This window comes from Pseudomonas sp. BF-RE-25 (assembly GCF_019956105.1).
Taxonomy (GTDB): domain Bacteria; phylum Pseudomonadota; class Gammaproteobacteria; order Pseudomonadales; family Pseudomonadaceae; genus Aquipseudomonas; species Aquipseudomonas migulae.
This window is the reverse complement of record NZ_JAHBDB010000008.1, coordinates 1-21,310: the sequence shown is the minus strand read 5'-3', so window position 1 is coordinate 21,310 and position 21,310 is coordinate 1. Positions and strand designations below refer to the sequence as shown.

Below are 21,310 nucleotides of genomic sequence, written 5' to 3'. Positions count from 1 at the left end.
ACATCCATACAGATAAAGATTGCTCCATCGCTCATCAGCGGCCATTCTGTGCACCTCCCGGCAATTGATGAACGATGGTGGTTATGCGGTTGTACCTCTGTGAAAAACCTTCCCAGGCCAAAGACATTGCGGCCGTGCTCGGCGCCCGGCGTCGCGGCGACGGCTGCTGGTTGGGAACGGACGTCACGGTGACCTGGTGCATCGGCCATCTGCTGGAAACCGCGCCACCGGATGCCTACGACGCACGCTACAAGCGCTGGGTGCTGGCGGATCTGCCGATCATTCCGGACAAATGGAAAATGACCGTCAAACCGCGCACCGCCAGTCAGTACAAAGCCGTCAAGCGCTTGCTCGGCGAGGCCGATGAATTGGTGATCGCCACCGACGCGGACCGTGAGGGCGAAATGATCGCCCGGGAACTGGTGGAGCATTGCCGTTATCGCGGGCCGATCCAGCGGTTGTGGCTGTCGGCGCTGGACGATGCGTCAATCCGCAAGGCATTGGCTGCGCTGAAGCCGGGGGCGGAGACCTTCAGCCTTTATCATTCGGCATTGGGCCGTTCACGGGCCGACTGGCTGATCGGCATGAACATGAGCCGGTTGTTCACGCTGCTGGGGCGCCAGTCCGGTTATCAGGGCGTATTGCCGGTCGGTCGAGTGCAAACGCCGACCCTGCGCCTGGTGGTGGACCGCGACCGCAGCATCGCCGATTTCGTCCCCGTGGCTTACTGGGCCATCGACGTGCAGCTGCTGCACGATGGCACCGCGTTCACCGCACAGTGGCATGCGCCGTCCGACGTTTGCGACGATCAGGATCGCTGCCTCAATCAGGCACTCGCTCAACAGGCAGCGGCGGCGATTGGCAACGCGGCGAGCGCCCGGGTGATCAAGCTGCGCACCGAGCGCATGCGTGAAGTGGCGCCGTTGCCGTTCGATCTGGGCACCTTGCAGGAAGTCTGTTCGAAGAAACTCGGGCTCGGCGCTCAAGAAACCCTCGACATCGCCCAGGCACTCTACGAAACCCATAAAGTCATCACCTACCCTCGCAGCGACTGCGGTTACCTGCCGGTGAGTCAACACAGTGAAGCGCCCGGTATTCTCGCCGCCCTGCGGCAAGCAGATCCGACGCTGAACGCCTTGCAGGACCACCTTGAACCGCAACGGCGCTCACGGGCCTGGAATGACGCCAAGGTCAGTGCTCACCACGGCATCATCCCCACAGCTGCGGCAAAGAACCTGGATCGACTGGCGGGCAAGCAGCGAGCGGTCTACACGCTGATCCGTGCGCGGTATCTGGCGCAGTTTCTGCCCAACCATGAATACGACCGGACCCAGGCCGACTTCGACTGTGCCGGTGAAGCCTTGCGCGCGGTCGGCAAGCAGATCGTCGAACCCGGCTGGAAACGCGCCCTGCCCGAGGCCCTTGCTCCGGCCAAGGGCCGCGAAGTACCGGCACCGCAAACATTGCCGACATTGAGCGAAGGCCGTGATTGCGCGGTGGCCGAAGTGAGGCTCAAGGACCTTTGGACGCAGCCGCCCAAACCGTTTACCGAAGGTGATTTGATCAAGGCGATGAAGAACGTCGCCAAGCTGGTCGAGGATCCACTGCTGAAACAGAAACTCAAGGACACCACCGGGATCGGCACCGAGGCCACCCGCGCCTCGATCATTCAGGGCCTGCTCGACCGTGGTTATCTGATCAAGAACGGCAAGGCCCTGGCCGCCACCCCGGCGGCGTTCAGCCTGATCGACGCCGTGCCGCGCGCGATTGCCGACCCTGGCACCACAGCGATCTGGGAGCAGGCGCTGGACATGGTGCAGAACGGCGAAATGAGTCTGGAAGAGTTCGTCACCAAACAGGCGGCGTGGATGAGCAAGCAGGTTGCCCGCTGCTCCGGCCTGAACCTGACCATCAGCGGGCCTGCAAGCCCTGCCGGGCGAGGTGCCACACCCTGGAAAAACAAACGCAAGCCGGCCAAACGCAAGCCATCGACCGGCGCCAAACGTGCAGCAAAAACGCCGGGTAAAGCTTGATGGCACTTCGAATGGACAGCGATGGTCTAGTGTTCTTCAAGCCCGGCTACAACCCTGTTTCCTGAAAAGGCATCGACCATGATTATCGTGCACCACCTGAACAACTCCCGCTCCCAGCGCATTCTGTGGCTACTGGAAGAACTGGCCATTCCTTACGAACTGAAGCTCTATCAGCGCGATCCGAAAACCAACCTGGCCCCGCCGGAACTGAAAGCGATCAACGCCCTGGGCAAATCGCCGGTCATCGAAGACGGCACGCAGAAACTGATTGAGTCCGCCGCAATCATCGACTACCTGATTCGTCGCCATGGCGAGGGGCGCCTGCAACCCGATCCGTCCACCCCGGCCTACGATGAATACGTGCAGTGGCTGCATTTCGCCGAAGGCTCGGCCATGTTGCCGCTGATGTTGAACCTGTATGTCGGACGTCTCGGTGAAGCCGGCGCACCGCTGCATCCGCGGATCAACTCGGAAGTGGCCAACTACCTCGGTTATCTGAACACGGCACTGAGCCAGTCCGATTACCTGCTGGGCAAGGAATTCAGCGCAGCCGATATCCAGATGAGTTTTATAGGCGAAATCGCCCGCGCCCAAGGCAAGCTCGACAACTACCCTCATGTAGCGGCCTGGATCGAGCGCTTCCAGGCGCGCCCGGCCTATCAAGCCGCACTGAAGAAAGGTGGCAAATACGACTTCGCGCCTCACTGATTGATTCCGCTCTGAACAGGAGCCAGCCCGCATGCCCTCGATAGAACTGCACGCCGCTCAGCGCGACGAACTGGAAACGCTCGAAAACCTGATGCAGTTCTATATGTACGACCTCAGTGAGTGGCTGCCGCTCAAACTCGGCGGGCATGGCTTCTTCCGCATCCAGCCGCAACAGGACTACTGGCGCAACCCCGCAACCCGCCCGTTCCTGATCAAGGTCGACGGGGAGCTGGCCGGTTTTGTGACCGTGGATGACAACACCCATCTGCCTGGCGCGCAGTACAACATCGGCTACCTTTTTGTCAGTCGACGCTTTCGTGGCCAAGGAATCGCGACGTTTGTCGTTTCTACCCTCTTGAGCCAGCTGCCCGGGCAATGGCAGATTTTCCACATCGACGCCAACCCGCCTGCACGGCAGTTCTGGGCCCGTGTGATACCTGGCCTCACGGGTGACGCGTTCTCCCGGCATCATCAGCCAGTAGACGGTTATCCCTGCACCTTTTACCGCTTCCAAAGCGCGCCGCCCTCGTCCTGAGTGGCACTTTCTCCCTGCTGCTTTCTAATTCCAAACAGCTTTGTCCGACAATATGTAGTGACTGAAAATAATCACTACAAAACCGTTGACGCCTCCGATTTGCCCTTGCATGATGCAGACATCTCCCCGATCGGGAGTACAGCAACATGTTTGAGCAAGCTCGTCTGACCGCCGAGCTGTTTTTCCCGGATACACGCTGCCCACAAGGCAGATTGAAGAAGCTGACCTGGCCCGAACGTCCAGTACAAGGACGAGAAGCGCTGGCGATCAATCCTCATGAAGCTTGTGGCCGACCCTGAAAACGTCGGCAGTGGCCTGAAGGTATTCGCTGCTTCTCTTCGTTGTGACGCTATTGCGTAGCAGTTATTCAACACGACTACATGCAACAGACGCGGAACCCCGTCACTCTCGACGGCCGAACGCTGACGTCCTGGTTTCGGTGCCAGGGATCAACTAACCGATGGGCTACTTGTATTAGCGAATCAACTTTGAAAGATCACCAAATGGTCAAGGGGCATATTATGAATCTGAACAATCAACCTACTATCGATGAACTGGCTCGTATGTTCGCTGCGCAAAAAGACAGCCACGACAGCCACATTCTGTGGATCAGCAAATCGGGCCAGGTTCATATCGATTGCCTGTCGCCGCATGCCCATGAAGCCGAATTCGACCAGAACAACCAGAACCTGTTGGCCCGACTGAAAATGTACCGTCGCGGCCAGGGTTATGTCGGCAAGAAAGCTGCAGCCGACAAAGACTTCATCGGCAATGTCCTGCAAACGCTGAAACAGGCCTGGGACTCGATGCAGAACCAGAATGAAGTTCGGGTGATTGATCGGTTCTACTGATAATCCATAGATGTAGGAGCCGGCTTGCCGGCGATGGACTCAACTACACCGCGGTGAAACAGTCAGTACGCGTTATCGTTAACGACCATCGCCGGCAAGCCGGCTCCTACAATGGGCTGAATGGGTGTTCAAACCAATGAAGGCCCCATAAAAAAGGCCCCGCTCGAATAAACGAGCGGGGCCTTTTTGTTTGTCTCCGTTTTGCTAAACAAAGCTATTGTTAAGCCTATCCGCTGTTGGTCACTGGAGACTTGCGATGAAAAACAAGCTGATGTTCCCGCTGTTGCTGGTTCTGACAAGTGTTGCTCAGGCAAACAGCGTCGACGGTGTCCCGTCATTCGCGGTGGAGTGCCCCGGCAAGTTTCTCGTCCAGGCGGATCAGGATGGGCCGGTCATGATCAACGGCAAGGAAGCCGACACCAAAATCATCAGTGAGCGCCGCTTCGAAGCCAAAGGCTCCGGTATCACCCTGTCAATTGTCCTCGCCGATGACGATTCGGTCGCCGTGACCTCCTCCGGCAAGGCCTCCAACGGCGTGTGCCAGTCAGTGGATGACTGACGTCGCCTCAACGGTTCCCAGCAACAGTTCCATGAAGGCCACCGACGCCGCGCTGTGGTAGTTGTTTTTACGCCGCAGCAGCGCGGCCCCGCGTTTGGGCGCCTCACCCAGCAACGGGATCCTGCGCAAAGCGCGGTCCTGAGTGGCGATGGGTTCCGGAAGGATGGTGGCAATCGCCGTGTGGCGAATGACTTCCAGCAAGGTGCTGACCGAGTTCACCTCAATGGCCACTTTTGGCGTGATCTGCTGCTCAGCGAAATACTCATCGATTCGGGTTCGGGTGACGAAGTCCGTGGCCAACAGGGCAAACTCCAGCTGGGCCACCGCTTCAGCGGATAACGCGACCCGGCTTTCGTACAACGGATGATCCCGCCCGACCATCACGCCCAGCGTCTCGGTAAACGCCGGAATCGACTCGATGTCGGCATTCCTGACCTGATCAAACGCAATGGCGATGTCCAGTGAGTCATCCAGCAGCCCGGCCTCGATGTCGTCCATCGACAACTCGAAAATCTCCAGGTGAATGTTCGGATAGCGCGCCACGTAGTCGCGCACCAATGGCCCGACCAGATACGCCATGAACGTCGGCGTCATCGCCAATCGCAACGTCCCCCGGGACAAGTCCTTCACGTCATGCAACGCCCGTTTACCCGCCTCCAGTTCCACCAGCACCCGCCGAGCGCACTCGATGTAGGCCTCCCCCGCATCGGTCGGCTTGACCGTGCGCGAGGTGCGATCGAACAGGCTCACGCCGAGGGTTTCCTCCAATTGGCGGATCTGTTGCGACAAGGTCGGTTGGGACACGTGCAATGCCTCGGCAGCACGGGTGAAGCCGCCGTGGTCGGCGACCGCCAGCAAGTAGCGCAAATGTCGGAGCAACATCGGGATCAACCTATAGGCAGGACTTATGCAATGCATTGTATATCGGTCTTGGACGCTATGAATCAATCGGCAGAAGATTGCTTCACACCCACGCAGTACTCAATCCGATAGGAGATTCACCATGCAACAGTCCCACGCTTACAACGACCCGAGCCTGGCCCTGACCACCTCGATCCTCGATGCCAAGGCGCGTAAGAACCTGTCGTGGCAGGACCTGACCGATGGCACCGGCCTCGGCCTGGCCTACGTCACCGCCGCCCTGCTCGGTCAGCACCCACTGCCGGAAAGCGCCGCCAAAGTGATTGGCGAGAAGCTCGACCTGGACGCCGACACCGTGGCCCGCCTGCAAATCATTCCACTGCGCGGCAGCCTCTCTGGCGTGCCGACCGACCCGACCATCTACCGCTTCTACGAAATGATCCAGATCTACGGCACCACGCTCAAAGCCCTGGTTCATGAACAATTCGGCGACGGCATCATCAGCGCGATCAACTTCAAGCTCGACATGAAAAAAGTCGAAGACCCGGAAGGCGGCTCCCGCGCCGTGATCACCCTCGACGGCAAGTTCCTGCCACTGCGTCCTTTCTGACTTGATCCCGGCCCGCACTCAAGTGCGGGCCAGTTCCAGAACCCCGCTTGTTTCTTTGTTCACCACATTGGCCTGGAGGATGCCCCCATGAAAAAAATTCTGTTGGTGCTGTCGTTGTTAGCGGGCATGTCTGCCCAGGTTCACGCAGAAGAAACGGCCGTCGCGTACGAGTACGCCATGAAACTGGACATCGCGCATGTCGTGAGCATCACGCCGATTGCCGATGAGTGCGGGGTCGTCCCCGTGGAAATGACGTACCTGGACTCCACAGGCGCCACCCACATTCTGGACTACAGCGTGTTTGGCACCGGCTGCTCGAACTGATCCCCCATCATTTGAAAGGAAATTCCCCATGAAAGCGCTCATCGACGGTTTTTTGAAGTTCCAGACGGAAGCCTTCCCACAGCGGACCGACCTGTTCAAACACCTGGCCACCACGCAACACCCCGGCACGCTGTTCATCACCTGTTCCGACAGCCGTGTCGTGCCGGAACTGCTGACTCAGCAAGAACCCGGCGAACTGTTCGTGATCCGTAACGCCGGCAATATCGTGCCCTCCTACAGCCCGCATCCGGGCGGTGTATCGGCCACGGTCGAATATGCGGTGGCCGTACTGGGCGTCACCGACATCGTGATTTGCGGCCATTCGGATTGTGGCGCGATGACAGCCGTCGCCAGCTGCAAATGCATGGATCACCTGCCCGCCGTCAGCGGCTGGTTGCAACATGCGGAATCGGCGAAAGTCATCAACGAATCCCGGCCTCATGCCAGCAACGCGGCGAAAGTGAGTTCGATGGTGCGGGAAAACGTAATCGCGCAACTGGCGAACATTCAGACGCACCCGAGCGTGCGACTGGCTCAGGAAAAAGGCCTGCTGAACCTGCATGGCTGGGTCTACGACATCGAAACCGGGTCGATCGATGCACTGGATGCCAACAGCCGCACGTTCGTGTCGCTGGTCGAGCACCCAACCACGTGCGCCGTTTACGGCAAAGCGGTTGAAGCGGCTTGATCCGTGCACCAGAGAGCCATCGCCCTCAGCTGGCACCGTGCAGCCAGTCAGCATCCGCGCTCAATAGCCGCGAAGTGAAAATGCAGCGCGCCCGATTCACGGAAGCGCTGCACCCCGCTTTACTTGTCTTCCGGTTTGGCTGACGAGGATGGCCGGATCTCCGGATTTTCCTCGGCGTTGGGCGGTGTTGGAAAGCTTCCAGGCGTGAACACGTGAGTCAGCAATTCCCTGGCATCGATTTCATTGACACCACTGACCGTGCGAGCCAGCGCAACAGCCTGCTCACATTGCTTATGCGTGTTGACGCGACCGCTCAACATCACCATTCCCGCGAGGGTTTTGACATGGACTTGCAGGCCAAGGGTCGGATCGGCCAACGCCAAGGCCGACTTCACCCGGGCTGTCAGCCACGCGTCATGCGCGGCCATTTCCAGCTTATGAGAGTAATGATCGAAGGATTGAAGTTTCATGGCGGACCCCTGTCTCAAGACGCAGTCGCAGACACCCTTAATTATAGTGCGGTCTGCGCTTGAGGTCGGGTTCTCAGCGTTTGACCGACAGATCGATCTGCGTCATGCGACTACGGATCGTGAACACGCCATCGCCCGAGAGAATCGCGCTGCGAGCGAACAGGCGACCACTCTCCCAGTTCGAAAGCCCCAGTTCCGGTTTATTCAGCGCGTACTGCCCGTCAACCCAACGGGTAATCCCGTTGCCGACAAAAGGTGCGTTGACTGCGTTATAGAAGCGCTCATGCGCCTCGGCATCTTCACTGATCAACGACACGGTGAACTGCGGGCTGTAGCGATTGAACAAGGCGATGGCCTGGCCCAGGTCGTCGACGATCTTGAGGCTGACTTCCGGGGTTTCTTCCCACTCCCACTCGCGGCCCAACTGGTCTTCGGGCAGTGGTTCGGCCAACGCTTCGGTCTGGTAGCCGTCAGGGCGGTAGACCTCGACGGTTGCACTCCGCCAACGGCCAGGCAAATACGTTTCGCTGCCCTCGACGATGTGCAACTTGCAGCCCTCTTCCCGAGCGCTGCCGGCTTTTTCCAAGGCGTCCAGAAACAGCGGCACCAGTTCGGCGGCACGATCGCGGTGGATCAGGCAGACGTTCAGGGTGTTGCAGACTTTACGGTCCAGGGAATTGCGCACGACGGCGGCAAAACGCTTGGCGTCGGCGTCCTTGTCGGCGACCAGCCAGGCGCCACCGGTGCCATGCAGGCTGACGGCAGTGCCGACCTGTTGCGCGATGCTGCCCAACTGACTGACCGCACGCCCCGAACCACGGGCTACCGCCAACGACAGGCGACGGTCGGCGAACATCGCCCAACCGGCGGCGTGATTGACACTTTCCACCAGCGACACTGCGCCCACCGGCAAACCGGCCTCACTCAATGCCGGATTCAACGCGTGGGTGACAATGGCTTGCGCCGTGCCCAAGGCATCGCTGCCAATGCGCAGTACCGCGGTGTTGCCGGTGCGCAACACGCCAGCGGCGTCGGCGAAAACATTCGGCCGGCCCTCGAAGACGAAGGCGACGATGCCCAACGGCGAAACCACCTGCTCGACTTTCCAGCCGTCATGCTCGACGCAACTGATCACTTTGCCACGCGAGGCTGACGCATCGCGCCAAGCCCGGAGGCCCGCGATCATGTCACGACGCATGCGCTCATCGGCCAGCAACCGTGTGGTGGAGCGTCCACGCGACTTGGCCCATTCGATGTCGGCCCGGTTGGCTGCTTCGATCAAGTCCCAGCAGTCCTGGTTTTCCAGGCGTTGGGCAAAAAGGTCGAAAAACGCACTGATCGCCTGATCGGAAACGGCGGACATTGCCGTAAACGCCGCTTCAGCCCGCTCAATCGCGACCGCCGCTGCTTTCTGGTCCGCAACGGGAATCAGCAGCAACTCGCCGCTGACCTGCTCCACCAACAGGTGGTCCCCGGGCTGAAAGCGCAACGCCAGTTCGGGGCTGACCACAGTGACGCGGTTACCAGCGAAAGGGATTGGCGTGCCAGCGACTAGACGTTCGAGCGCAAGAGACATGAAGCGGTTTCACCATGCAATGGGCGGTCGGAAAATGTATAGCAAAATTTCTGGAGCGTCATTAACCGGTGGCCATCCGGCGCATTTCGTTCGATTGCGAAACCGTACGCAAATCCCCTGTAGGAGCCGGCTTGCCGGCGATGGACGTCAACGATAACGCGGGCTGTCTGAATAAACGCGTTGCCCCGACGTTTTTCGCCGGCAAGCCGGCTCCTACAGGGGAATGCGTACGAACAAAGAGACAGGCCGCCTCGGCGGCTGTGGCGGTAGTCGCGCCGGCCACAACCCCGCGCTATCAGAACACCGACCAGCCAATCCGCTGGCTCAGCAGTTCCAGCGCGGCCATTCCCGCCAGTGAGTTACCGGCGGCATTGAGTTCCGGCGACCAGACGCACACCGTGAACTGCCCCGGCACCACCGCGACGATCCCGCCGCCCACGCCGCTCTTGCCGGGCAAACCGACGCGATAGGCGAAGTTGCCCGCCTCGTCGTAGAGGCCGCTGGTGGCCATGATGGAATTGACTTGCTGGGTCTGGCGGCCGCTGAGGATCTGTTCGCCGCTGTGCTTGCAGAAGCCGTCGTTGGCCAGGAAGCAGAACGCCCGCGCCAGGTCCACGCAGCTCATGCGCAGGGCGCAATGGCTGAAGTAGCTGCGCAGCACCGCTTCGACATCGTTGTGAAAATTGCCGAAGGATTGCATCAGGTACGCCATGGCGGCGTTGCGCGCCCGGTGCTGGTATTCGGACTCGGCGACCTTGCCGTCCACCATGACTTGCGGATTGCCCGACAGGCGCCGGACGAAATCGCGCATCGACAGCGCTGGCGCGGCAAAGCGCGACTGGTTGATGTCGCAGATCACCAGCGCACCGGCGTTGATGAACGGATTGCGCGGGCGCCCGCGTTCGAATTCCAGCTGCACCAGCGAGTTGAACGGCTGCCCGGAAGGCTCGTGCCCCAGGCGCTGCCAGATGGCTTCGCCGGAGTGCTCGATAGCCTGCACCAGGCTGAACACCTTGGAAATACTCTGCACCGAGAACGGCGTGTGGGCGTCACCGGCGCAAAACAGTTCGCCGTCATTGCCGTACACGGCGATGCCCAGTTGATTGGCCGGCACGGTGCCGAGGGCAGGAATGTAGTCAGCCACCTTGCCCTGACCGATCAGGGGCCGAACTGCGTCAAGGATCTCGTTCAACAGCGCTTGCATGCCGGGTTCCGAAGTCTCGCCCCAAGGGATTGCGGGGACACTGACGCTAGACGCTGGTGGTCAGCAGCGGATCACAGTTGTGAATTGGAATGCCATTGTAGGAGCCGGCTTGCTGGCGATAGCGTCCGTTCAGGCAATTAATGTATCGACTGACCCACCGCTATCGCCAGCAAGCCGGCTCCTAGAAGGATTTGTGTAGGCCAAGGAAATTTCGGGGGTTACGTATCAGAGTGTGTACAGCCCCGTCCTTGACACACCCCGTCCATAAAACCCCACCCCAACGACACATCGCAGATACACCCGATTGATGAAATGTGCCTGTCGATTGGCTCAGCCGATCAAAGCGCTCAACTCACTCAATGCTACGGAGTATCACCATGTTCAAGCTCTCGACTTCTTCCCTGACCCTCGGCCTGATCATCGCCGGCGGCCTGGCCCTGTCCAACGTCGCATCGGCCTCCGAGTCCGAAGCGTTCAGCATGAAACAGCTGGCCCACGGCTACAGCCAGGCCCACGCCGACACCGCGGAAAAACCGGCTGAAGGCAAATGCGGCGAAGGCAAGTGCGGCGCCGGCGAGTAACCCTTGCGCGGGGCCGCGAGCCCCGCATCCCTGACTGAACGGAGACCACGTCCATGAACTCTGCAATCTCGTCGGCCGTGAAAGGCCTGCACCTGAATCTCGATCGTGCCGGTAGCTGGCTCGCCCCATTGACCCTGCGGTTGTTCATTGCCTGGGAATTTTTCGAGTCAGGTCTGGAAAAATGGAATGGCGAAAACTGGTTCGCCGACATTCAGGATCGCTTCCCGTTTCCCTTCGACCAGATACCGGCGACGCTGAACTGGGAACTGTCGATGTGGGCTGAACTGCTTTGCGCCCTCGCCATCCTCGTCGGCCTTGGCACGCGGATTTCAGCCATCGCGTTGATCGTGGTCACCATCGTTGCGACGGCAGCCGTCCACTGGCCGGCCGATTGGTCTACATTGAGTGAGCTTGCTCAGGGTTACTCCATCAGCAACAAGGGCCACGGCAACTTCAAACTGCCGCTGATTTACCTCGCCGCCCTGATGCCGCTGTTGCTCTCGGGTGCCGGCAAGCTCAGTCTCGATACGTTGTTGGCTCGCTTCTTCTGGCGTCGCAACCACCGCTGAGGCGCCAGCGTTTCGATAACGTACCTGCCACTCCCAATAGAACAGGAGCAATCGCCATGAGTCTCACTCTCTACGGTTTTGACGGCAGTACTTATGTGCGCACAGTGAAGATGTTGCTGGTGGAAAAAGACGCGGACTTCGAGCAGGTGCAGGTCAACGTGATCAAAGGGGAACCGCACCTGCCGGAGCATCTGGTGCGTCACCCGTTCGGCAAGGTGCCCGTCGTCGACCACGACGGCTTTCGGGTGATCGAAACCGGCGCGATCATTGCCTACCTGGACGAAGTCCTGCCCGGCCCGTCAATCACCCCGGACAACGCCCACGACCGTGCGCGCACCCACATGGCCCAGGGCATTTATGATTCCTACGGTTATGGCGCGCTGGTCTCGGTGTTCGGCTACCATCTGTTTCCCGACTTCATTGGCGGGCAGAATGAGGATTCGCGCCGCCAAGGCATCGAGAACTCGAAACGAGTGCTGCGCGAGTTGATGAAGATTAAAGGCACCGATCCGTATATCGCCGGCCTTGAACCGAGCATCGGCGACTTCTACCTGGCACCGGGTTGCGCCTACATCGCGATGACCCCGGATGCGCCGCAGGTATTTGCCGTGGACGGCTTCAACAGCTGGTGGAAACGGATGCAGGGGCTGACGAGCTTCAAAGCCACACAGCCGCATTAAGCTACGCCCCAACTCACTTGCGAAGACAGGAGCCACCATGAGCGTGACCACCCAATGGATCGAGATCGACAGCGCTGAAGGTAAATTCGGCGCTTACCTGGCGATTCCACATACCCGCAAAGGCCCGGGGATTGTGCTGATCCAGGAGATCTTCGGTGTGAATGAACACATCCGCTCGGTCGCCGAGCAATATGCCGCCGATGGTTACCTGGTGATCGCACCGGACCTGTTCTGGCGCAACGGCCCGCGCATTGAACTGACCTACGACGAAGCCGGCTGGAAACGCGCCGTCGAATTGATGAACGCCACCGACGTCGGCAAAGCGCAGAAAGACATCGAGCTGGCCATCGACGCCCTGAAAGCACAACCGGGTCTGGATGGCGGCATTGCCTCCATCGGCTACTGCTTCGGCGGCTTGCTCTCCTACCACACCGCTGCCAATGGGCTGGTGGACGTGGCGATCGCCTACTACGGCGGCGGCATCCAGAACCAACTGGACCGCGCCGACGAAATCGAAGTGCCGCTGCTGATGCACTTCGGCGAGCAGGACAGCCATATCCCGCTGGAAGCCGTGGAGAAAATCGCCGAGTGTTTCGACAACAACGATAACGTGGAAATTGTCGTGTACCCGGAAGCCGAGCACGGTTTCAACTGCTCACATCGCGACAGCTACAACCAACGTGCCGCGGCTGAAGCCCATGGCAATACACTGATCTTCCTGGGCATGGAGCTCTAAGACCGACACGCTTTTGGTAGGAGCCCGGCTTGCCGGCGATGGCGTTTTCATGAACGCCATCGCCGGCAAGCCGGCTCCTACAGATTTCGGGTGAATTCGGGATAGAGGGATTGCGCCGAACCTTTAAGAGCCGGCCTCTACTAAATGCAGCCGCATTGCAAACACGGACCTGTAGGAGCCGGCTTGCCGGCGATGAGGCCTTCAAACCCTGCGGCGTTGCTGAGGGCGCCATCGCTGGCAAGCCAGCTCCTACAGGAATTTGTGGTGTGCAGATGCTTCGGAGCTGCGAACACGGTCTTGTAGGAGCCGACTTGCTGCGGGCGGCGTTCCGACGATAGGGCCTTCAAACGTTGCGGTGGATTTGAGGACGTCATCGCCAGCAAGCCGGCTCCTACAGTGGTTTGGCGGTGTATTTAGCTGCCGGCGCCGCCGTGTGCTTCTTCGAAGAAGTAGTCCTTCCAGCTGGCGGCCTTGTTTTTCAGCACGCCCAGTTCCTGCAGTTTCTCGGCGTAGACCGCCGTGCGCTGCGGCACCACCGTGAAATTGATCTCTGGATCGTTGACGATTTTCTCAACCAGCGGCAGGGCCAGCTTCGATTGTTCGACGCGGATGTAGGTCTGGGCGGCGGCGGATTTGTCGGCCTTGATGATTTTTTCCGCTTCGGCCAATGCGTCGTAAAACGCCTTGTAGGTTTTCGGGTTTTCGTCGTGGAATTTTTCCGTGGTGTACAGCACGTTGAACGTGGCCTGGCCACCCAGCACGTCGTAAGAACTCAGCACCTTGTGCACGTTGGGATTCTGCAATTCCTGATACTGGAACGGCGGGCTGGAGAAGTGCGCGTTGATCTCGGAACCTCCGGCGATCAACGCCGCCGTCGCATCCGGGTGGGCCAGGCTGATCGAGATATCGTCGAATTTCTTGTAGTGATCATTGCCGAACTGCCTGGCCGTTTCGATCTGCAAGGTGCGTGACTGGAACCCTACCCCGGCCGCAGGCACGGCAATGCGATCCTTCTCGGTGAAGTCCTTCAGGCTCTTCACATTCGGGTTGTTGGTCAGCAAATAGTTGGGCATCGAGCCCAGCGAGGCTATCGCCTTGACGTTCTGTTTGCCCTTGGTGCGATCCCAGATCGTCAGCATCGGTGGCACGCCCGCCGACACCACATCCAGCGCGCCGGCCAACAGCGCTTCGTTCATCGCCGTGGCACCGGAGATGCTGTTCCAGTCGACCTTGATGTCGAGGCCCTGGGCCTTGCCGTGCTTCTCGATGAGTTGCTGGTCGCGGACCACATCCAGAATCAGGTAACCGATGCCGAATTGCTGGGCGATGCTGATCTTGCCTTCGGCCTGCGCGCCGGGACTGAGTAACGCACTCATCGCCGCCAGGGAGGCCGCCAGGAGGGTCAACGCTGAACGCTTGTAAGGAGTTGCCATGAAATGCTCGCTGTGAGTGGACGAATCAGAAATAAAACGACGACGAGGACTATTCCTCCACCGCCAGTGTCTTGTTCAACTCCCCGATTTTCTCCAGCCGCGCCCGGACGATGTTGCGGCTGATGTTCAGCAGGCGTCCGGTCTGCAACTGGTTGCCGTGGCAGAACCGGTACGCCGCGCGGAAAATGGTTTCTTCGATATGTTCGTAAAGGTCCGGGATGTTCTGTTCGAACAGCGCGTTGAGGGCGGCTTCCAGGTCCACCGGGCCGGCGACGGCGTGGCTGGTTTGGCTGGCCTGTTCCTGGCGGATGCCGGAGGAACGCATGTCCACCAGGTGCAGATCCGCCGGGGCGACCCGCTGATTGCGGCACACCAGCAACGCGTGGTGAATGGAGTTTTCCAGCTCGCGGATGTTGCCTGGCCAGCTGTGCTCCAGCAGCTTGCGTTCGGCTTCGACGCTCAACGACGCGCGGTTGTAGCCCAGGCGCTGGCAATGTTCTTCGAGGAAAAACTCGGCCAGCGGCAGGATGTCGCCCGGTCGTTCGCGCAAGGGCGGCAGGCGAATGGTCGCGACGTGCAGACGGTAAAACAGGTCCTCGCGAAAATGCCCGGCGACGACCGCATCCGCGAGGTTGACGTTGGTTGCAGCCACCAGCCTTACGTTGATCGGGATCGGCGTGCGCGAGCCCAGGCGCACCACTTCGCGCTCCTGCAAGACCCGCAGCAGTTTGACCTGCATGTTCAACGGCAGATCACCGATTTCATCGAGAAACAGCGTGCCGCCATTGGCCGCTTCGAACCACCCGGCCTTGTTGGTCGTGGCGCCGGTGAAGGCGCCTTTTTCGTGGCCGAACAGCTCACTTTCCACCAGGGTTTCGGCAAACGCACCGCAGTTCACCGCCACGAAGGGTTCGCGTCCGCGGCGGCTCAAATTGTGGATATGCCGAGCGACCAGTTCCTTGCCGGTGCCGGTCTCGCCAATGATCAATGTGTTGGCTTCACTGGGCGCCAGGCGCTCGATGCGGCTGAGCAATTCCTGGGAGCGCGGGTCCTTGAACACCAGGACGGTGGCCCGCACCGACTTGGTCAATTCGCGAGCGTTTGGATGAGTGATCAGCGACATGGTGCATTCCTGGCAGTAAAAGCGCGTGCTCAATAGTGCATGAAGTTGTTTAGACTAAAAAATTCTTAATTAGTATTTATATATTCCCAAAAACCATATGCAACGCAACTGCTGCCAGCCTGCTGCTGGAGCAGCAATTGGCACGCACCGGCCTGCTTGCACATCAACACCCCACGCTCCCGGCAGTTCCCTCCCCTCGCCCTGAAACCCAGTCCCTGCGCGGCCTGCAGCGCGTTTTTCGCGCAGTGGCATGCAATCTGCTCTCTCCCATGTACAGCGCAAAACTTTGTAGGAGCTGGCTTGCCGGCGATGGCGTCCTCAGAAACGTCACCAGGCTTGAAGGCCCCATCGCCGGCAAGCCGGCTCCTACAAAGGCTGTGTTCACAACGCAGCAGCATCGGACACCGCAAAACCCTGTAGGAGCCGGCTTGCTGGCGATGGCGTCGGCAAAAACGCCGCCAGGTTTGAAGGCCAGATCGCCGGCAAGCCGGCTCCTACAAAGACTGTGTTTCGCCAATAGCCATTTAGGGAGAGTTCAATGAAACGTTTCTGGCGCAACAGCCTGGTCGCCTTGACCGGGTTTCTGCTCAGTGCCACGGCGCTGGCCGGACAGGCACCGGCGTCGGTGAAGATCGCTATCGTCGCGTATACGCAGGGTGGCAAACCGGTATTCGGCGGGATCGCCGGGCGGGTGATCGAGGACGGTTGGCTGGAACAGCAACTGGCGCAACGCGGCGTGAAGCTCGACTGGATCGCCCTGCCCCACGCCGGTGCCGGGCCGCAGATCAACGAAGGCTTCAGCAACAACAGCATCGACTTTGCCGTGCGCGGCGACCTGCCTTCCGTCATTGCCGGGGCTGGCGGCGTGCCGGGCAAGCTGATCGTGCCCGGGGGCAGCGGCAACAACATCTATCTGGTGGTGCCTGCCGGTTCCAGCGCCAACAGCATCGACGACCTCAAGGGTAAACGCCTGGCCCTGCATCGCGGTCGTCCGTGGGAGTTCGCGTTCAGCAACTTCCTCGCCAGCAAGGGCCTGAAGCTCGACGATTTCAAGATCGCTAACCTCAATCCGCAAGTCGGCGCCGCAGCGGTGTCCGCTGGCAAAGTCGATGCGGCCGTATTGCTCAGCGAAGCCTATGCGCTGGAAGACAAAGGTGTCGGCAAGATCATCTGGTCGACCAAGCAAGGCGCCAACGACTGGCGTCTGGTCTCCGACCTCTGGGGCACCGACAGTTTTGTCGCGCAGCACCCGGACATTACTCAACTGCTGGCGACCGCCTGGATCAAAGCCGCCTGGTGGATCTCCCAGGAACAAAACCAGGACGCCTACTACGAACTCTCCTCCCGCGCCGGCACCGCTGAAAGCGTGCTGCGTCGCGACGACCAGAACGATCCCGTGGCCTGGAAAGACCGTTGGGCGCCGAAAAGCGACCAGCAACTCAAGGCCCACTATCAGGCGCTGACCGCCTATGCGCTGGCCAATCACCTGATTCGCGACACCTACGACATCACCCCTTCGCTGGCCACCGGTTTCACCAACCAGGCGCTGATCGATCTGAAACTCACCGACTACTGGCCGGCCCTGCGCGGCCAGGTCAGCAACAATCCATGAATAGGGAAATCCAGATGAAACTGCCGCAACAATTCGTTTTCGGTCTGAGCGTCCTGGCGCTGTCCATGAGTGCCATGGCCGCCGGTGCCCACGCCCCCAAACCCGACCCGCAACAAGGCGATGGCCGCGTCTCGGCGTTCTACACCTGGCAAGAGGTGATCCCGGCCACGCCAGGCAAACTGCTGCGCAGCGAGCCGCTGGAAAAAACCCTGAGCCTGCCCAACGCCGCCAGCGCGCAGCGGATTCTCTACACCTCCACCGATGGCATCGACAACAAGACGCCGATCGTGGTCTCCGGCACGTTGTTCCTGCCCAAAGGCAAGGCGCCCGCCGGTGGTTGGCCGGTCGCCAGCTGGGGGCATGGCACGGTCGGTGTGGCCGATGTGTGCGCGCCGTCCTGGCAAGGTCGCTCCTACCGTGACGTGCAATACCTCAGCCGCTGGCTGGATGAAGGTTATGCCATCGTCGCCACTGACTATCAGGGCCTCGGCGTCCCCGGCGGTCACCCGCTGCTGAACAATCGCATGGCCGCCTACGGCATTCTCGACGCGGCAAAAGCCGTGGTTGCGGGTGTTCCGGGGCTGGCCAACAAAGTGCTGATCGTCGGTCAGTCCCAAGGTGGCGCAGGCGCCTTCGCCTCGGCGGCGTATGCACCGACCTATGCACCGGACCTCGGCGTCAAAGGCAGCATTGGCACTGGTGTGATCTACACCGTCGGCGCGAAAAACGTCGGTGAACAGGACGTCAACAAAGTCGATGCGTCCCTCGCCTACGGCTTCTACACCCTGCTCGCGGCCCAGCAATACGACCCGAGCATCAACCCCAAGGATTTCTATACCGACAAGGCCCTGCCGCTGTTCGAACAAGCGCGCACCAGTTGCCTGGCAGCGCTGGTCAGCGATGTGGTCGGCGTCGGCCTGACCCCGGCCAATGCCAAGAAAGACTACAAGGGCGACCAGCTCGCCGCGTGGCAAAAACAGGTCTCCTACCCGACGCTGAAACTGGCCCAGCCGATCTTCATCGGCACCGGCGCCGAAGACAAAACCCCGGCCGCCTCGACGCAAGTCGCGCTGATGCAGGACGCCTGCAAGACCGGCTCGGTGGTTGAAGGCCATCTCTACAAAGGGCTGGGCCACAGCGAAACGGTCAACGCCTCGCTCAAGGACTCGGTGCCGTTCGCGCACAAGGTCATCAACGACCAGCCCATCACCCCGATCTGCAGCCCCAGCGTGCAGTAAGACGGAGCCTTCGACATGAGTATTGAATTCTTCACCCGCCTGCCCCTGCATGGCGAAACCCAATTCCTCCCCGGCGACCCGCGCAACCGTGGCGACTGGCACCGTGGCGGCCCGAGCACCGGCGCGGTCTCGGGGTTCAGCGTCGGCGATCACTTCACCTACATCGACTACCTCGGGCAGATCGCCAAGGCTGCCGAGATCAACGGTTTCGGCGGTGCGCTGATGGTCAACGCGCCCTCCGGCGAGGAGCCGTGGACGGTCTGCTCGCTGCTGGCCCGGGAAACCCGCACGCTGAAATTCGTCACCGCGTTCCAGCCCTATCACTACACGCCGTGGGTAGCGGTGCAGCAGGCCGCGACCTATCAACGGGCGACCGGCAACCGGCTGGTGTGGAACATCATCAACGGTGGTTCGGATGCGATTCAGCGCCAGGTCGGCGATTTCAGTGATCACGATGAACGTTATGAGCGCGCCATCGAGTTCATGGACGTGGTCAAGGGTTACTGGCACAACGAGAATTTCCACTACGAGGGCAGATTCTACAAGGCCGAGGGAGGTGGCCTGCGCGGGCCGTTGAAGAAAGCCGAGCTGCCGCTGATCTGCACCGCCGGCTCGTCGATTCCGGCCCGGGAATTCGCTGCCAAACACGCTGATTTCTACCTGATGCGCGCCGAGCACCCGAACGAGATTGCCGCGCTGATCGCCGACATTCGCGAGCGCGCACTGAAGTACGGGCGCAGCGACATTCGCTTCGGTTTGTCGATTGACGTCATCACCCGCGAAACCGAGGAACTGGCCCGCACCGAAGCCAGGCGCTTCTTCGATGAAGGCATCGCCAGGGGCGCGGTCAAGGCCGTGGCCGCGCATGCCGGGCTGCGCACCGCGCGCAAACTCAGCTATGAAAACGAGTTCGCGCAGAAGACGGAAACCCAGCGTTTCGATGACTTTTTCATCCACCCGAATGTGTGGACCGGTTTCGGCTACATCGGCATTCCGCCGGGCTGCGCGCTGGTGGGCAGCTATGAAAATGTCGTGGCGCGGATTCGTGAGTACAACGCCATCGGCATCGACCTGTTCTTCCTCGCCGGTTACCCGCATCTGGAGGAAGCCTATCGCCTGGGCGAGCACATCCTGCCGCACTTTCGCGGCGAGCGCGCCGAACTGAGCCGCCCGCTGCCGGCGCCGCTGGAACTGCGTTCCGCCAACGGCCCGGCCGGAGCCTGATGCCATGAGCGAGGATCATTCATTGTTCAGTCGCCGGGATTTTCTCGGTCACAGCGCACTGCTTGGCGGCGGTTTGCTGCTCGGTGGCGGCCTGCTCACCGGGTGTGGCCCGAGCGGCGAAAAACCGGCGGCGGCGATTGCCATTGCCGACGATCAGCCGCGTTATGGCGGACGCCTGCGCCTGGGGATTCTCGACGGCAACCAGAGCGGCAACCTCGATGCGCACAAACCCATCGGCAGCGGCATCGTTCGCGGCTTTGCGCTGTACAGCAAGCTGTGGGAATGGGACGAACAGATGCAGCCGCGCCTGGCCCTCGCCGAGTTCGCCGAGCCGAATGCCGACGCCAGCAGCTGGACATTGCGCCTGCGCCCCGGGCTGGAATTCCACCATGGCAAGACCATCGATGCCGATGACCTGATCTTCTCGATCCGCCGCCTCACTGACCCGCAATTGGCCTCGCCCTATGCCGCGCTGTTGCACTGGGTGGACCGCGACAACCTGGTCAAGCTTGACTCGCGCACCGTGCGCCTGAACTTCCGCGAAGGCCGCAGCTATATGCCGCTGGCGGAAACCTGGGTCAACTTCGGCGGCATCGTGCCGGTGGACTATCACCCGGTGAGCAACCCGGTGGGCGCGGGCCCCTACAAACTGAAAAGCTTCACCCCAGGCCAGCGCTCGCTGTTCACCCGCTTCGAGAACTACTACAAGGACGGCAAACCCTACGCCGACGAGCTGGAAATCATCGACTTCAAGGATCAAGTTTCGCGCTTGGCGGCCCTGCGTTCCGGGCAGATCGACATGGCCAATGTGATGCCCACCGAACAGCTGGAAGTGCTGCAGCACGATCCTCGGCTCAAGGTGTTGAAATCGGTGACCGGCAATTGGTTGTCGTTCGACATGAACCTCGACAAGCCACCGTTCAACGATCCACGGGTGCGCGAGGCCTTCCGCCTGCTGGCGGATCGCGAAGAACTGGTGCGCCGGGCGCTCAACGGTCAGGGCCGCGTGGCCAACGACCTGTATGCGCCGAGCGATCCGACCTTCAACCACACGCTCGGGCCGCGTCCCCACGATCCGCAGCGCGCGGCGCAATTGCTCAAGGAGGCGGGTTACGAAAACCTCGAACTGGAACTGGTGACCACGCCGGGGCCGGGGCTGACGTCGGCGCTGGTACTGGCCGAACAGGCCAAGCGCATTGGCGTCACGCTCAAGGTCAAGCAAGTGGACCTGGCCACGTTCCAGGGACCGCTGCGCACCGACTGGACCTTGAGCACCGGCGGCAGCATCGGCGCGCCGTTCCTGGCCAGTGCGATCCACACCGACGCGCCGTTTGCCGTGGCCAACAAGACGCACTTCAAGGATGCACAGTTCAGCGAGCTGTTTCTGGCAGCCATGGCCCAGCCCGATCTGGAGAAACGCAAAGCGTTGGTGCATCAGGTTCAACAGATCCAGTACGAACGCGGCGGCATGCTGATCTGGGGCTACGCCGACCTGCTCGACAGCGTGGCCAACCGCGTAGGCGGCGCGGCGGCAGAAGAGTCGCTGTTCAGCACCTGGCGGTTTGAAAAGCTCTGGTTGAAAGACACGGCGTAACCCACCGCAGCCAGCTTGCTGATGCGATTCAACTGACACACCACGCCCCTGTAGGAGCCGGCTTGCTGGCGATGGCGGTGGTGGCCGTTATGACGCCATCG

Annotated in this window: 22 protein-coding genes; 16 read left to right on the top strand and 6 right to left on the bottom strand. The window is 60.7% G+C overall.

The features are described from left to right. Positions 1 to 83 precede the first annotated feature (83 nt). The 5 genes from KGB24_RS04345 to KGB24_RS04325 all read left to right on the top strand — a co-directional run bounded on the left by KGB24_RS04345 (position 84) and on the right by KGB24_RS04325 (position 4,686). Positions 84 to 2,033, top strand: coding sequence for a DNA topoisomerase III (locus KGB24_RS04345; protein WP_223416146.1), 1,950 nt, complete (start codon positions 84 to 86; stop codon positions 2,031 to 2,033). 78 nt (positions 2,034 to 2,111) lie between these two features. Continuing rightward, on the top strand, positions 2,112 to 2,741 hold the full coding sequence (locus tag KGB24_RS04340; protein ID WP_223416147.1) for a glutathione S-transferase family protein: 630 nt from the start codon (positions 2,112 to 2,114) through the stop codon (positions 2,739 to 2,741). A 31-nt stretch (positions 2,742 to 2,772) separates the two neighbouring features. Then, positions 2,773 to 3,276, top strand: a complete 504-nt coding sequence (locus tag KGB24_RS04335) for a GNAT family N-acetyltransferase (RefSeq protein WP_223416148.1) — start codon at positions 2,773 to 2,775, stop codon at positions 3,274 to 3,276. A 521-nt stretch (positions 3,277 to 3,797) separates the two neighbouring features. Continuing rightward, positions 3,798 to 4,127 (top strand): hypothetical protein, encoded by a 330-nt coding sequence (locus KGB24_RS04330; RefSeq protein ID WP_008028159.1) that lies wholly within the window; start codon positions 3,798 to 3,800, stop codon positions 4,125 to 4,127. 256 nt (positions 4,128 to 4,383) lie between these two features. Then, the gene (locus KGB24_RS04325) at positions 4,384 to 4,686 is read left to right on the top strand and encodes a hypothetical protein (protein ID WP_223416149.1); all 303 of its coding nucleotides are present in this window, start codon (positions 4,384 to 4,386) and stop codon (positions 4,684 to 4,686) included. Here the strand turns inward: KGB24_RS04325 and cynR are convergent. After that, positions 4,672 to 5,568, bottom strand: coding sequence for a transcriptional regulator CynR (gene cynR, locus KGB24_RS04320; protein ID WP_008043965.1), 897 nt, complete (start codon positions 5,566 to 5,568; stop codon positions 4,672 to 4,674). The genes KGB24_RS04325 and cynR overlap by 15 nt on opposite strands. Before the next feature lie 121 nt (positions 5,569 to 5,689). Here cynR and cynS point away from each other — a divergent pair, with 121 nt between their 5' ends. From cynS to KGB24_RS04305, 3 genes are all read left to right on the top strand, one after another. Beyond that, positions 5,690 to 6,157 (top strand): cyanase, encoded by a 468-nt coding sequence (cynS, locus tag KGB24_RS04315; protein WP_008043963.1) that lies wholly within the window; start codon positions 5,690 to 5,692, stop codon positions 6,155 to 6,157. 87 nt (positions 6,158 to 6,244) lie between these two features. Beyond that, positions 6,245 to 6,481, top strand: coding sequence for a DUF2790 domain-containing protein (locus KGB24_RS04310; RefSeq protein ID WP_223416150.1), 237 nt, complete (start codon positions 6,245 to 6,247; stop codon positions 6,479 to 6,481). A gap of 28 nt (positions 6,482 to 6,509) precedes the next feature. After that, complete coding sequence (locus tag KGB24_RS04305; protein ID WP_223416151.1) at positions 6,510 to 7,169, top strand: carbonic anhydrase; 660 nt, start codon at positions 6,510 to 6,512, stop codon at positions 7,167 to 7,169. Positions 7,170 to 7,288: 119 nt separating this feature from the next. On the opposite strand, the gene KGB24_RS04300 is transcribed toward KGB24_RS04305, so the two are convergent. The 3 genes from KGB24_RS04300 to glsB form a co-directional block, all read right to left on the bottom strand. Then, positions 7,289 to 7,639: a BON domain-containing protein gene (locus KGB24_RS04300; protein WP_008028148.1), complete on the bottom strand. Its 351-nt coding sequence runs from the start codon at positions 7,637 to 7,639 to the stop codon at positions 7,289 to 7,291. A 73-nt stretch (positions 7,640 to 7,712) separates the two neighbouring features. Next, positions 7,713 to 9,215, bottom strand: coding sequence for an aldehyde dehydrogenase family protein (locus KGB24_RS04295; RefSeq protein ID WP_223416152.1), 1,503 nt, complete (start codon positions 9,213 to 9,215; stop codon positions 7,713 to 7,715). Positions 9,216 to 9,510: 295 nt separating this feature from the next. Beyond that, positions 9,511 to 10,419, bottom strand: coding sequence for a glutaminase B (glsB, locus tag KGB24_RS04290; protein ID WP_008028142.1), 909 nt, complete (start codon positions 10,417 to 10,419; stop codon positions 9,511 to 9,513). A gap of 377 nt (positions 10,420 to 10,796) precedes the next feature. Between glsB and KGB24_RS04285 the strand changes: the two genes are divergently transcribed. From KGB24_RS04285 to KGB24_RS04270, 4 genes are read left to right on the top strand one after another with little or no spacing between them, the layout of a single operon-like run. Beyond that, positions 10,797 to 11,000 (top strand): hypothetical protein, encoded by a 204-nt coding sequence (locus KGB24_RS04285; protein ID WP_008043946.1) that lies wholly within the window; start codon positions 10,797 to 10,799, stop codon positions 10,998 to 11,000. A 53-nt stretch (positions 11,001 to 11,053) separates the two neighbouring features. Beyond that, complete coding sequence (locus KGB24_RS04280; RefSeq protein ID WP_223416153.1) at positions 11,054 to 11,569, top strand: DoxX family protein; 516 nt, start codon at positions 11,054 to 11,056, stop codon at positions 11,567 to 11,569. A 56-nt stretch (positions 11,570 to 11,625) separates the two neighbouring features. Next, positions 11,626 to 12,249, top strand: a complete 624-nt coding sequence (locus KGB24_RS04275; protein ID WP_008043943.1) for a glutathione S-transferase family protein — start codon at positions 11,626 to 11,628, stop codon at positions 12,247 to 12,249. A 37-nt stretch (positions 12,250 to 12,286) separates the two neighbouring features. Next, complete coding sequence (locus tag KGB24_RS04270; protein WP_223416154.1) at positions 12,287 to 12,985, top strand: dienelactone hydrolase family protein; 699 nt, start codon at positions 12,287 to 12,289, stop codon at positions 12,983 to 12,985. 413 nt (positions 12,986 to 13,398) lie between these two features. On the opposite strand, the gene KGB24_RS04265 is transcribed toward KGB24_RS04270, so the two are convergent. Together KGB24_RS04265 and KGB24_RS04260 are read right to left on the bottom strand one after the other, a co-directional pair. Continuing rightward, the gene (locus tag KGB24_RS04265; RefSeq protein ID WP_008028131.1) at positions 13,399 to 14,418 is read right to left on the bottom strand and encodes an ABC transporter substrate-binding protein; all 1,020 of its coding nucleotides are present in this window, start codon (positions 14,416 to 14,418) and stop codon (positions 13,399 to 13,401) included. A gap of 49 nt (positions 14,419 to 14,467) precedes the next feature. Continuing rightward, positions 14,468 to 15,541: a sigma-54 interaction domain-containing protein gene (locus KGB24_RS04260; RefSeq protein ID WP_008028129.1), complete on the bottom strand. Its 1,074-nt coding sequence runs from the start codon at positions 15,539 to 15,541 to the stop codon at positions 14,468 to 14,470. Positions 15,542 to 16,079: 538 nt separating this feature from the next. Here KGB24_RS04260 and KGB24_RS04255 point away from each other — a divergent pair. From KGB24_RS04255 to KGB24_RS04240, 4 genes are read left to right on the top strand one after another with little or no spacing between them, the layout of a single operon-like run. Further along, on the top strand, positions 16,080 to 17,153 hold the full coding sequence (locus KGB24_RS04255) for an ABC transporter substrate-binding protein (RefSeq protein WP_008028127.1): 1,074 nt from the start codon (positions 16,080 to 16,082) through the stop codon (positions 17,151 to 17,153). A gap of 14 nt (positions 17,154 to 17,167) precedes the next feature. Further along, positions 17,168 to 18,391 carry a lipase family protein gene (locus KGB24_RS04250; RefSeq protein ID WP_032828708.1) on the top strand — a complete coding sequence of 408 codons (1,224 nt, stop codon included), beginning with the start codon at positions 17,168 to 17,170 and terminating at the stop codon, positions 18,389 to 18,391. A 15-nt stretch (positions 18,392 to 18,406) separates the two neighbouring features. Further along, the gene (locus KGB24_RS04245; RefSeq protein ID WP_223416155.1) at positions 18,407 to 19,615 is read left to right on the top strand and encodes an LLM class flavin-dependent oxidoreductase; all 1,209 of its coding nucleotides are present in this window, start codon (positions 18,407 to 18,409) and stop codon (positions 19,613 to 19,615) included. Positions 19,616 to 19,619: 4 nt separating this feature from the next. Further along, positions 19,620 to 21,209, top strand: coding sequence for an ABC transporter substrate-binding protein (locus tag KGB24_RS04240; protein WP_223416156.1), 1,590 nt, complete (start codon positions 19,620 to 19,622; stop codon positions 21,207 to 21,209). Positions 21,210 to 21,310 lie beyond the last annotated feature (101 nt).